Raw genomic sequence first — 11,353 nt, 5'->3', positions numbered from 1 at the left:
CTGATGAACACCTTCATCAAGCAGTCCTGGGCGGGCCTGCGGGTCCTCATCGCGCTGACGATCATCCTCGGCATCATCTATCCGCTCGCCGTGTGGACGATCTCCCGCATCCCCGGCCTGCAATCCAACGCCGAGGGCTCCGTGGTCACGCAGAACGACCAGGCCGTCGGGTCGTCGCTGATCGGCATCGACCCGGTCGCGGCCGACCCGGCGCACGACCCGTGGTTCCACAACCGGCCCTCGGCGCTGTCGAAGGACGCGCTGGGTCCGGCCGACCCGTCGAGCTCGGGCGCGTCGAACAAGGGCCCGTTCAACGAGGACCTCGTGAAGACCATCACCGAGCGCAAGGACGCCATCGCGAAGCGGGAGAACGTCGCCCCGGCCCAGGTGCCGGCCGACGCCGTGACCGCTTCCGGCTCGGGCCTCGATCCGTCGATCAGCGTCGCCTACGCGGACCTGCAGATCCCGCGCGTCGCGAAGAACACGGGGCTGAGCGAGGACAAGGTGCGCGAGCTGGTGGCGGCCAACACGACGGGCGCCGGGATAGGCGTCCCCGGGGTGAACGTGCTGCTGCTCAACTTGGCCGTGCATTCCGCTGTTACAGGGGCACAGGGAGCACACTGACAGCGTGAGCACACCGAGTACGACCCCGAAGCCGCGCCGAGGAGAACTGCGGATCTACCTCGGCGCGGCTCCGGGCGTGGGCAAGACTTTCGCGATGCTGGGCGAGGCCCGCCGCCGGCTGGAGCGCGGGACCGACGTGGTGGTGGGCCTCGTGGAGACCCACGGCCGCCAGAAGACCGCCGACCTGCTCGACGGCCTCGAGATCGTGCCCCGGCGCACGGTCAGCCACCGCGGGCACGAGTTCGCCGAGATGGACATCGAGGCGATCCTGAAGCGCGCGCCCGAGGTCGTCGTCATCGACGAGCTCGCGCACACGAATGTGCCCGGCGCGCGCCACGACAAGCGCTGGCAGGACGTGGAGGAGCTGCTCGAGTCGGGGATCGACGTGCTGTCCACGGTCAACGTGCAGCACCTGCAGAGCCTCAACGACGTCGTCGAGCGCATCACAGGCGTCACGCAGCAGGAGACCGTGCCCGACGAGGTCGTGCGCAAGGCCGAGCAGCTGGAGCTCGTGGACATCACGCCGGAGGCGCTGCGGCGCCGGCTCGCGCACGGCAACGTCTACCCGGCCGAGCGCATCGACGCGGCGCTGGGCAACTACTTTCGCCCCGGCAACCTCACCGCGTTGCGCGAGCTGGCACTGCTGTGGGTCGCCGACCAGGTCGACGTCGCCCTGCAGCGCTACCGCGCCGAGCAGAAGATCACCGACACGTGGGAGGCGCGTGAACGGGTCGTCGTGTCCATCACCGGCGGCCCCGAGAGCGAGACGCTCATCCGGCGCGCCAGCCGCATCGCCACGCGCGCGGGCGCGGAGCTGCAGGTGGTGCACATCCTGCGCGGGGACGGGCTGTCCGGGCTCGGTCCCACGGCCATGGCGCGCAGCCGCACGCTGGCCGAGGAGGTCGGGGCCACGTTCCACGCCGTCGTCGGCGACGACGTGCCGACGGCATTGCTGGACTTCGCGCGCGGGGTCAACGCCACGCAGCTCGTGATCGGCACCTCGCGCCGCTCACGAGTGGCGCGGCTGTTCGACGAGGGCATCGGCGCGGCCGTGGTGCAGCAGTCCGGCTCGATCGACGTCCACATGGTCACGCACTCCTACGCGGGCGGGCGGCTGCGGGCGCGGCTCGGCGCGAGCCCGCTGGCTCCGTCGCGGCTCGTGCTGGGCTGGGTGCTGAGCCTGGCGCTGCCGATCCTCGCGACCGGCCTGGGCGTGCTGCTGCGCGACACCGTCGAGTTCTCCACCGACGTGATCCTCTACGTGCTCGCGACGGTGATCGTCGCGCTCGTGGGCGGGCTCGGCCCGGCGGTGATCGCGGCCGTGTTCGGCGCGGGCCTGCTCAACTTCTTCTTCACGCCACCGCTGTACACGCTCAATGTGCACAGCCCGCAGAACGTGGTCACGCTCGTCGCGATGATCGTGGTCGCCGTGCTGGTGGCCCTCGTCGTCGCCTCGGCGGCCCGGCGCGGCAGCCAGGCCGCGCGGGCGCGCACGGAGGCGGCGCTGCTGGCGTCGTACGCGCGCACGGTGCTGACGAACCCGAACCCGATCGAGCGGCTGCTGGAGAAGGTGCGCGAGAACTTCGGCCTGACGTCGGTCACGTTGCTGGAGAAGAAGAACGGCGTGTGGCAGAAGGTCGCGCTGGCCGGGCAGTTCCCGTGCGCCGACCCGGACGAGGCCGACGTGGACATCGCGGTGACCGCCGACGTCCACCTGACCCTGCGCGGCCGGGCGCTGCCCGCGGCCGACCGCCGCGTGCTGGAGGCCGTGGCGGGGCAGGCGCTGCTCGCGCTGCGCCAGCAGCGGATGGCGGCGGCCGCGGCGGAGGCCGAGCGCAAGGCCGAGGCGACGGAACTGCGCACCACGCTGCTCTCGGCCGTCGGCCACGACCTGCGCACGCCGTTGACGTCCATCAAGGCGGCGATCGGCAGCCTGCGCGCGCCCGACCTGTCACTGTCCGAGGAGGACACCGCGGAGCTGATGGAGGCCATCGAGCTCTCGGCCGACCGGCTCGCCGGGCTCATCGACAACCTGCTCGACTCCTCGCGCCTGGCCACCGGCGCGGTCACGCCGCACCTGCGGCCGGTGGGCTACGACGAGGTGGTGGCCCACGCGCTGTCCAACGTGGACAACTCACGCGACGTGAAGGTGGGCGTGGACGTGAGCCTGCCTTCGGTGCTGGCCGATCCCGGCTTGCTCGAACGGGTGATCGCCAACGTCCTGGACAACGCCCTGCGCCACGGCGGCGGCGTGGTGTCGGCGCGGGCGAGCGCGCACTCCGAGTACGTGGAGCTGCGAATCGTGGACCACGGCCGTGGCCTGAAGAAGGGCACGGCGGATTCGGCGTTCGCGCCGTTCCAGCGGCTGGGCGGCGACCGCGACTCGACCCCCGGCGTGGGGCTCGGGCTGTCGGTCGCGAAGGGCTTCATCGAGGCGATGGGCGGCAGCATCCGGGCCGAGGACACGCCGGGCGGCGGCCTCACCGTGGTGATCTCGTTGCCCGCCTACACCGGGCAGAATCCGGAGAAGGACCTCCTCAAGATCGACGAGGCCGCCGGCTCAGTCGCTGACGAGGCGGTGGAGGGAGTGGGCTCGTGAGTCCCGACAAGGCGGCCACCGTGCTGGTGGTCGACGACGAACCGCAGATCGTGCGCGCGCTGCGGATCAACCTCAACGCCCGCGGGTACAAGGTGATCACGGCGCACGACGGCACCGCGGCGCTCAAGGCCGTGGCCGAGACCAAACCCGACGTGGTGGTGCTCGACCTCGGCCTGCCCGACCTCGACGGCACCGAGGTGATCGCCGGCCTGCGCGGCTGGACCACGGTGCCGATCATCGTGCTCTCGGCGCGCGGCGACTCGGCCGACAAGGTCCAGGCGCTCGACGCGGGCGCCGACGACTACGTGACGAAACCGTTCGGCATGGACGAGCTGCTCGCCCGGCTGCGGGCCGCCGTGCGGCGCTCGACCGTGGCCGGGGCCGACGGCGCGGAAGCCGTGGTGGACACAGGTTCCTTCACGATCGACCTGGCGGCGAAGAAGGTCCGCCGCGACGGCAAAGAGGTGCACCTGACCAAGACCGAGTGGGGCGTGCTGGAGCTGCTGGTGCGCAATCGCGGCCGGCTGGTGGCCCAGAAGCAGCTGCTGCACGAGGTGTGGGGGCCGTCGTACGAGACGGAGTCGCACTACCTGCGCGTGTACCTGGCACAGCTGCGGCGGAAGCTGGAGCCGGAGCCCTCACGTCCGCGCCACCTGCTCACGGAACCCGGAATGGGGTACCGCTTCGAGGTCTGAACACGACGATGGCCGCCCCGCGGGGCGGCCATCGTGTTGTGCGGCCTGTGTTTTCAGCTGGTGGGACCGGTGGGGTCAGTCGTGCGAACGTCCGTGGAGGACGACACCGGCGGCGAGCTCGGCGGCTCACCACTGGTGGAGCCACCGCCACCGGTGCTGGGCGGCGGGCTCGACGGCGGGGCCGACGAGTCGTCCGACGACGGCGGGGTGTTCGAGGAAGAGGCCGGTGGGTCGTCGCTGCGCGGAGGCGAAGACGACGACGGCGGCTTGACCGTATTCGTGTTGCCTCCACCCGGTGGCGGGTTGTGCGGCCCACCGCCGCCAGGGTTATTCGGCGGCGGGACGACCACGGTCGTGGTCGGCACGCCGTTGGCACCCGTGGAGACCACGGTCGTGGGGCTCGAGGGGACCGACGTCGGGTCGCCAGGGGTGGGCTGGCCGGACAGGGTCATCGGGGCGCCCGGTACGGCGTTGCCCGGCACGACCTGCGAGCTGCCCGGCAGGGTGCCCTGGCCGCCGCCGGGGACGGTGGTGGACGTGGCGGTGGTGCTGCCCGGGCCCGCCAGTTCGGCGACCGCAGCGAAGGCCGTGGCGACCACGAGGCCGCTGACGCCGAGGATGGCGTAGCCGGCCCGGTTCATGAGGCCGCTCGCGGCCTTCGGCGGTGCGACGGAGATGCGTGAGCTCGGATCCGGCCCGTCGGGACGGGACATGCAGGCTCCTTACATACATGCGGTTCAACGCTGTACGGGTCGAGGCAGTCGGGGCGTCGCCGGTTTCCGCGTCGTCGGGTGCGGCAGTCCTTTGACAGACGAGTCGGCACCCGGGTCGACGCCGGAAGTCGTGGCGCGGTTCGGTCCGGCTCCCCGGAGTGGTTCGGGGGATCGGGGCGCCGGACGCGGACCCCGGCCGGGAGGTTATCACCGCCTGTGACCCATTCGCGCAGGTACGGGGCCTGCCCCGTCACTGTCCGCAGCGGATGGCGTGGGGCAGGATGGACGCGTGAGTGAGGAAGAAACACACATCCGGCTGGCGGCGTGGGTCCACGGGCGAGTCCAGGGGGTCGGTTTCCGCTGGTGGACCCGGAGCCGCGCGCTGGAGCTCGGCCTGGTCGGCTTTGCCCGCAACCTGCCCGACGGCCGTGTCGAGGTGGTAGCGGAGGGTGGTCGAGACCACTGTGAGCGGTTGTTGGCCACCCTGAGGTCGGGAGAATCACCCGGAAGTGTGGATCACGTCGTCGAGCGCTGGAGCCCGGCGAAGGGCAGTCTGACGGGCTTCGCCGAGCGCTGAGCGGCAGTGCCGGGGGCACTGCGCCGCCCGGGTGATCGCTGTGACGGGTGGGACACAAGGGGTTGCCGGTGCGTCGCGTTCTGTGCTAGGCGCGCCGGGAGAGGGCGGCCTCCCGCGATCACGGCGGGTGCCCAGGTAGCCTTGGCCGACTGTAGAGCCAGTACCCGCGGCCGGAAGGGTCAGCACCACGTGCACCTGAAAAGCTTGACGCTGAAGGGTTTCAAGTCCTTCGCCTCGGCCACCACGCTGCGGTTCGAACCGGGGATCACGTGCGTGGTCGGTCCCAACGGCTCGGGCAAGTCCAACGTCCTCGACGCGCTGCGCTGGGTCATGGGCACGCAGGGCGCGAAAGACCTGCGTGGCGGCAAGATGGAAGACGTCATCTTCGCCGGCACCGCGGGCCGCGCCCCCCTGGGCCGCGCCGAGGTCACGCTCACCATCGACAACGCCGACGGCGCGCTGCCGATCGAGTACACCGAGGTCTCCATCACGCGCCGCATGTTCCGCGATGGTGCGAGCGAGTACGAGATCAACGGCGACCGCTGCCGTCTGATGGACGTGCAGGAACTGCTGTCGGACTCCGGTATCGGCCGCGAGATGCACGTCATCGTCGGGCAGGGCCAGCTGTCGGCGATCCTCGAGTCGAAGCCCGAAGAGCGCCGCGCCTTCATCGAGGAGGCCGCGGGCGTCCTCAAGCACCGCAAGCGCAAGGAACAGACCCTGCGCAAGCTCGCGAACATGCAGGGAAACCTCGACCGCCTCGGCGACCTCACCACCGAGCTGCGCCGCCAGCTCAAGCCGCTGGGCAAGCAGGCCGAGATCGCGCGCAAAGCCCAGTCGGTGCAGTCCGAGCTGCGCGACTCCCGGCTGCGCCTGTTGGCCGACGACCTGGTGACCCAGCGCGACGCCATCGCCCGAGAAGAGGCCGACGAGCGCACCGCGCGTCAGCGCCGCACCGAGGTGGAGCAGGCCCTGGAGATCGTGGCCGCCGAAGAGACGGAGCTGGAGGCCTCGCTCGCCGAGGACGCGCCGAAGCTGCAGACCGCGCAGGAGACCTGGTACAAGCTCTCCGCGCTGGCCGAGCGCCTGCGCGGCACCGTACGGCTCGCCGTGGAGCGCCAGCGCCATTTGTCTTCCGACGTCTCGGCCCCGACGGGCGGGCGCGACCCCGAGGAGCTGCTGGCCGAGGCCGAGCAGGTCGCCGAGCGCGAGCAGGAGCTCAACGAGGCCGTGATGGAGGCCCGGGAGCTGCTGGCCGAGACCGTACTGCGGCGAGAGGACCTCGAGCAGCGCGTGCAGGCGGCCGAACGCGCCCACTGGGCCGCGGTGCGCGCCATCGCCGACCGCCGCGAGGGCATGGCGAAGCTGACCGGCCAGGTCGAGGCGCTGCGCAGCAAGAACGGCGCCACCGCCGACGAGATCGACCGCCTGTCGGTGTCGTTGCAGGAATCCGCCGAGCGCGCCGAGATCGCGCTGGAGGAGCTCGAAGAGGCCAAGGCCGAGGGCGGTGTCGAGGAGTCCGACGACGCGGACCTCATGCAGCGCCACGACCGCGCGGTCGAGGCCAACAACGCCGCCAAGGCGCGCGTCGAAGAGCTGGTGAAGGCCGAGCGCTCCGCCGAACGCGAGATCGCGTCGGAGCGGGCGCGGGTCGAGGCGCTCTCGATGGGCCTCAAGCGCAAGGACGGCGCCGGCGCGCTGCTGGGCGCGTCGCACGAGCTGCCGGGCCTGCTGGGTTCGGTCGCCGCGCTGCTCACGGTGGAGCCGGGCCACGAAGTGGCGCTGGCCGCCGCGCTCGGGCCGGTCGCCGACGCCGTGGCCGTGGCCGGCGGCGAGCAGGCGCTGACCGCGCTGAAGTACTTGAAGGACACCGATTCCGGCCGCGCCGGCATCGTGCTGGGCAGCTACGGGCCCACTGTGGACACTTCGTCGTGGCCGATGCTTCCCTACGGCGCTCGATGGGCCCGTGAGGTCGTGACCGCGCCCGAGCAGCTGCGCCCGGCCGTCGAGCAGGCGCTGGACAAGCTGGCGCTGGTCAACGACCTCGACGTGGCGCGCCAGCTGGTGGCGAGCCACCCGGACGTGCGCGCGGTCACGGGCGAAGGCGACGTGTTCGGCGCCCGCTGGGTTGCCGGCGGTTCGGCCGCGCGCGAGAGCGTGATCGAGGTCCAGGCCGCCGTCGACGAAGCGGGCGAGCGGCTGCGCACGGCCGAGCGCGCGCTGGAGCGCCACACCGCCGAGCTGGAAGGCGCCCGCGCCGAGCAGCAGGCCCGGCGCGAAGAGGTGGGCCAGGCCAAGGATGCCCTCGGTGACGCGAAGGTCCGCAAGGCGCGGTCGTCGGAGCGGCTGAACCGGATGCAGCAGGCCGCGCGATCGGCGCAGGCCGAGGTCGAGCGCCTCGCCGGGCAGCGCGCAAAGGTGGAGCAGAGCCGCGAGCAGGCGCTGGCGCAGCTGGCCGAGCTGGAGGAGCGCCTCGCCGCCGTCGCCGAGCAGCCGGTGGAGGACGACCCGGACACGGCCGAGCGCGATGAGGCCGTGGAGCAGCTCGCCGTGGTCCGCCAGGAAGAGATGGAGGCGCGGCTCGCGCAGCGCACCGCCGAGGAGCGGGCACGCAGCATCGCCGGGCGGGCCGAATCGCTGCGGCGCGCGGCGCTCGCCGAGCAGCAGGCCCGGGAACGTGCAGCCAAGGCCCGCGAGGCGCGGGAGCGGGGCGCCGCGATCGCCAACGCCGTGGTCAACGCCGGTGAGCTCGCGCTGGAACGCATCGAGCACTCCGTGCAGCGCGCGGCCGCCGAGCGCGACGAAGCCCAGGCACAGCGCCAGACCCGCGAGACCGCGCTCACCGCGGTGCGCGCCAAGGTCCGCGAGCTGTCCGGCGAGCTCGAGAAGCTGACCGACGCCGTGCACCGCGACGAGGTGCTGCGCGCCGAGCAGCGGCTGCGGCTGGAGACGCTCGAGGCCAAGATCGCCGAGGACTTCGGCATCGGCCTCGCCGACCTGGTCCAGGAGTACGGCCCCGACGTGCCGGTGCCACCGAGCGCGGGTGAGATGGCCGAGTACGAGGCGGCCAAGGAGCGCGGCGAGGACGTGACCATGCCGCCGCCCATGCCGTACGACCGCGACACGCAGGCCCGCCGCGCCAAGCGCGCGGAGAAGGACCTGACGCTGCTGGGCAAGGTCAACCCGCTGGCGCTGGAGGAGTTCGCGGCGCTGGAGGAGCGCTACAAGTTCCTCTCGACCCAGCTCGAAGACCTCAAGGACACGCGCAAGGACCTCGAAGCCGTGATCCGGCAGGTCGACGAAAAGATCCTGGAAGTCTTCGCCTCGGCCTACGCCGACGTCGCGCGTGAGTTCGAAACCGTGTTCAGCGTGCTGTTCCCGGGCGGCGAGGGTCGTATGGTGCTCACCCAGCCCAACGACCTGCTCGCCACCGGCGTCGACGTCGAGGCGCGCCCGCCGGGCAAGAAGGTGAAGCGACTGTCGCTGCTTTCGGGTGGTGAGAAGTCGCTGGTGGCCGTGGGCATGCTGGTGGCCATCTTCCGCGCCCGCCCCTCACCCTTCTACGTGATGGACGAGGTCGAGGCGGCGCTCGACGACACCAACATGCGCCGGCTGATCGGGCTGCTGGAGCAGCTGCGCGACTCGTCGCAGCTGATCATCATCACCCACCAGAAGCCGACCATGGAGATTGCCGACGCGCTCTACGGCGTGAGCATGCAGGGCGACGGCATCACGAAGGTGATCTCGCAGCGCCTGCGCGCCGAAGACGAGGAGCCGGTGCCCGCGAGCTGATCCGAGACGTGCGAAAAGGGGCTTCCCGCGGTGACCGGGAAGCCCCTTTTCCGTTGTTGCTTTCAGTTCGCGGCCCAGAACGCGTACTCGGCCGAGTACGGCGTGGAGGTCTGCTGGCCCGTGGTGCACGCGCCCTTCGGGGCGAGGCCGCCCTTGGTGGCCAGCCGCTGCACGTAGGTGACGGTGCCGAACACGCCCTTGCCGGTGTCCTGGTCGGACTTGAGCAGGATCTCGGGGATCGCGTCGGTGTGCTGCACGGCCTTGCCGGGCACGGCGGTGGCGGCGACCGTGCTGCCGTCCACAGTGGACGTCCACACCGGTCCCTTGCTGTGCAGGGCCACGGCCTTGCCGTTGTCGGACATGATGGCCGCGGGCTGGATCAGGGTCCACGCGCCGTCGGTGCAGCCGTAGATCTGCACGCCCTCGCCGTGGAAGGTGGCCACGCGCTTGTTGCCCGGCGGCACCTGCACCTGCGCGGGGGCCGCGATCACCTCGGGCGTGCCGTCCTGGGTCCCGGCCTGAGACTGCGCCGGCGCTCCGGCCTGGGCCCCGGCCGCCGCCTTCGCCGCGCCCGGGTCGGCCGCCGCGGCCCCGGAGGCCGACGAACACGCCGTCGCACCGCCCAAGAGGATCATCGAACCCGCCGCCAGTGCCAGAGAAATCCGCTTCATCGTCCCCGCCTGATCCGGGCCCGCCATCCGGTGGCGGGCGCTCGTCAGGTGCACGAGCGCCCACCCCGGGACGGTTCACCCGATCGGGGAAAATCTCGCAGCGGTGATCAGACGGTGACTTCCTCCTTCGGGAGGTCCACCTCGGTGGCGTTCGGGTCGGCGTCGCGGTGGCGCAGCGCGAGCAGCCCGCCGACGACCATCGTGATCACCACACCGACGAACGTGTACCAGTAGGTGGCGAGTGGCACGAGCGTCTTCGTGGCCGCGCCGAACTGGATGTGCACGGCTGTGGTCGCCTTGTCGAACTTGACGAACAGGATCAGGAACGCCATGCCCACCACCGAGCACGCGAACGCGACGATCGCGTCGGACTGGCGCGCCTTCTTCACGATCAGGCCGAGGAAGAACGAGCCCAGCAGGGCGCCGTAGGTGTAGCCGACGATGCCGAGGCCCTGCTGGATCACGGGGTCCTTCGAGTTGGTGAACAGCGACGCGAAGATCGCGAACACGACCGCCCAGATCAGCGTCCACATGCGACCGTGGCGCAGCAGCTTCGAGTCCTCGACCGACCGGTGCGTGAAGCGCTGGTAGAGGTCGGCGATGGTCGAAGTGGACAGTGCGTTGAGCGCCGAGGCCAGCGCGCCCATCGTGGACGCGAGGATGCCGGCGATGAGCAGGCCCGCCAGGCCCACGGGCAGGTCGTTGACGATGAAGTTGGAGAACACGTCGTCGCCGGACATCTTCCCGGCCGCGACCGCGGTGGCCGTCGCGCCCGTCTTGCCGCCGGTGTAGACCCACAGCATCGCGCCGACCACCAGGAACAGCCCGAACTGCACGAACACCACGAACGACGAGCCGATCAGCGCGCGCTGGCCGTCGCGCAGGCTCTTGGTCGACAGCAGCCGCCCGACGATCAGCTGGTCCGCGCCGTGCGAGGCCATCGACAGGAAGGCGCCACCGACCACGGCGCCGATGAACGCGTACGGGCTGGTGATGATGTTGGACGTGAAGTCGGTGAGCTGGAAGCGGCCCTGGCTCGCGGCGATCGACGTCCAGCCGTCCGGCAGCTTGGTCGAGAGGAACACGACCGCGCCGATCGCGCCGAGGACGTAGAGCGACCACTGGATCACGTCGACCCAGATCACCGACTTGATGCCACCGACGAACGCGTAGATGAGCGTGAGCGCGGTCAGCAGCACCACGATGTGCCAGTACGACGTGTGGATGCCGTAGTGGTCGAGGATCGCCTTGATCGGGATGGCGCCGGCGAACAGCCGCAGGCCTTCGGCGAGCAGGCGCGTGACGACGAACGTGACCGACGCCGTGCCCTGCAGCCCGCGCCCGAAGCGGCGGCCGAGGAACTCGTACGCGCTCACGTAGTTGCCGCGGAAGTAGCGGGGCAGCAGCACGAACGCGGCGACGACGCGGCCGAGGATGTAGCCGAACGCCACCTCGAGGAAGAGGAACTCGCTGCCGAAGACCAGGCCCGGCGTCGAGATCACGGTGAGCGTGGAGGTCTCGGTGGCCACGACCGAGAGCGTGACAGCCCACCAGGGCATGCTGCGTTCGCCGACGAAGTAGTCGTTCGCGGACTTCTGTTTGCGTCCGATCAGCACGCCGATGATCGGCATCGCCGCCAGGTACACGATGACGATCACCAGATCGACTGGGTTCATGGGGTT

At 71.1% G+C, this 11,353-nt stretch carries 8 protein-coding genes; 5 read left to right on the top strand and 3 right to left on the bottom strand.

What is annotated here, in order from left to right:
• Nucleotides 1-3: 3 nt before the first annotated feature.
• Genes AB0M56_RS32195 through AB0M56_RS32185 form a run of 3 tightly spaced genes read left to right on the top strand, consistent with a single transcriptional unit; the run spans nt 4 to nt 3,918 of the window.
• On the top strand, nt 4-624 hold the full coding sequence (locus tag AB0M56_RS32195; RefSeq protein WP_364182976.1) for a potassium-transporting ATPase subunit C: 621 nt from the start codon (nt 4-6) through the stop codon (nt 622-624).
• 4 nt (nt 625-628) lie between these two features.
• Nucleotides 629-3,223 carry a sensor histidine kinase KdpD gene (locus AB0M56_RS32190; protein ID WP_364182974.1) on the top strand — a complete coding sequence of 865 codons (2,595 nt, stop codon included), beginning with the start codon at nt 629-631 and terminating at the stop codon, nt 3,221-3,223.
• Complete coding sequence (locus AB0M56_RS32185) at nt 3,220-3,918, top strand: response regulator (protein ID WP_364182972.1); 699 nt, start codon at nt 3,220-3,222, stop codon at nt 3,916-3,918. The genes AB0M56_RS32190 and AB0M56_RS32185 overlap by 4 nt, the downstream gene beginning before the upstream one ends.
• 53 nt (nt 3,919-3,971) lie before the next feature.
• Here the strand turns inward: AB0M56_RS32185 and AB0M56_RS32180 are convergent, their stop codons facing one another.
• Nucleotides 3,972-4,631, bottom strand: a complete 660-nt coding sequence (locus AB0M56_RS32180) for a hypothetical protein (RefSeq protein WP_364182970.1) — start codon at nt 4,629-4,631, stop codon at nt 3,972-3,974.
• A gap of 289 nt (nt 4,632-4,920) precedes the next feature.
• On the opposite strand from AB0M56_RS32180, the gene AB0M56_RS32175 reads away from it, so the two are divergent.
• Both AB0M56_RS32175 and smc read left to right on the top strand, forming a co-directional pair.
• Nucleotides 4,921-5,208: an acylphosphatase gene (locus AB0M56_RS32175; protein ID WP_364182967.1), complete on the top strand. Its 288-nt coding sequence runs from the start codon at nt 4,921-4,923 to the stop codon at nt 5,206-5,208.
• Nucleotides 5,209-5,397: 189 nt separating this feature from the next.
• Nucleotides 5,398-9,000: a chromosome segregation protein SMC gene (gene smc / locus AB0M56_RS32170; protein WP_364182964.1), complete on the top strand. Its 3,603-nt coding sequence runs from the start codon at nt 5,398-5,400 to the stop codon at nt 8,998-9,000.
• A 62-nt stretch (nt 9,001-9,062) separates the two neighbouring features.
• Here smc and AB0M56_RS32165 read toward each other — a convergent pair whose 3' ends face one another.
• Nucleotides 9,063-9,671, bottom strand: coding sequence for a DUF3455 domain-containing protein (locus AB0M56_RS32165; RefSeq protein WP_220237758.1), 609 nt, complete (start codon nt 9,669-9,671; stop codon nt 9,063-9,065).
• Nucleotides 9,672-9,778: 107 nt separating this feature from the next.
• On the bottom strand, nt 9,779-11,347 hold the full coding sequence (locus tag AB0M56_RS32160) for a sodium:solute symporter (RefSeq protein WP_364182961.1): 1,569 nt from the start codon (nt 11,345-11,347) through the stop codon (nt 9,779-9,781).
• Nucleotides 11,348-11,353 lie beyond the last annotated feature (6 nt).

Source organism: Amycolatopsis sp. NPDC051372 (assembly GCF_040682095.1).
GTDB lineage: Bacteria > Actinomycetota > Actinomycetes > Mycobacteriales > Pseudonocardiaceae > Amycolatopsis.
This window is presented reverse-complemented; position numbering and strand designations above follow the sequence as displayed.

Coding starts and splice junctions, on each gene's coding strand:
- AB0M56_RS32195 (WP_364182976.1), top strand. CDS start 4: ATGAACACCTTCATCAAGCAGTCCTGGGCGGGCCTGCGGGTCCTCATC.
- AB0M56_RS32180 (WP_364182970.1), bottom strand. CDS start 4,631: ATGTCCCGTCCCGACGGGCCGGATCCGAGCTCACGCATCTCCGTCGCA.
- AB0M56_RS32165 (WP_220237758.1), bottom strand. CDS start 9,671: ATGAAGCGGATTTCTCTGGCACTGGCGGCGGGTTCGATGATCCTCTTG.
- AB0M56_RS32160 (WP_364182961.1), bottom strand. CDS start 11,347: ATGAACCCAGTCGATCTGGTGATCGTCATCGTGTACCTGGCGGCGATG.